This window comes from Photorhabdus noenieputensis, assembly GCF_018448935.1.
Classification (GTDB): Bacteria; Pseudomonadota; Gammaproteobacteria; order Enterobacterales; family Enterobacteriaceae; genus Photorhabdus; species Photorhabdus noenieputensis.
In genome coordinates, this window is sequence record NZ_RCWC01000174.1 from 1 (window position 1) to 579 (window position 579).

The 579-nt window shown below is 49.2% G+C and carries 1 protein-coding gene; it reads left to right on the forward strand.

Features of this window, described 5'->3' with window-relative positions:
* A partial coding sequence (locus EAE91_RS23715; RefSeq protein ID WP_214090567.1) for an AMP-binding protein occupies nucleotides 1-579 on the forward strand: 579 nt, incomplete at both ends.

Here is a 579-nt window from a genome sequence, read left to right on the forward strand (position 1 = left end):
GTGAACGTTGTCAGCAACACCATCATGTCCCTGTGCAAGCTGATACTCCCATCGCCCTCTATCTCGACCGTAGTCTGGACATGGTTATCAGTATCTTAGCGGTATTGAAAGCCGGTGGCGCTTATGTCCCCATCTCCCCTGAATATCCCTCAGAGCGGGTTCGGTTTATTTTGGACGATACCCAATCACCCTGTGTTGTCACTCAGCAAAGGTATCTGGCAATGCTGGAGACGGACACACCAACACGCGCAAAACGACCGGTACTGATAGCGGCGGATGACCCGACAATCACCGCAGACAAACCTGTGGGAAATCCGGCACAAATCAATAAATCAACCGATTTGGCCTATATCATCTATACCTCTGGCACCACCGGCCAGCCGAAAGGGGTCATGATTGAGCACAAAAATGTGGCGCATCTGGTGGCGGCACAGACAGCGCTTTTTAATGCGACAAAGAGAAAAAAAGCCTTAATGTTTGCTGCTTATGTCTTTGACGCCTCAGTTTCTGAGTTATTCCTCAGCCTGCTTCATGGTCATACAATTTACCTTTGCAGTGAAACAGAACGTAATATCCCCG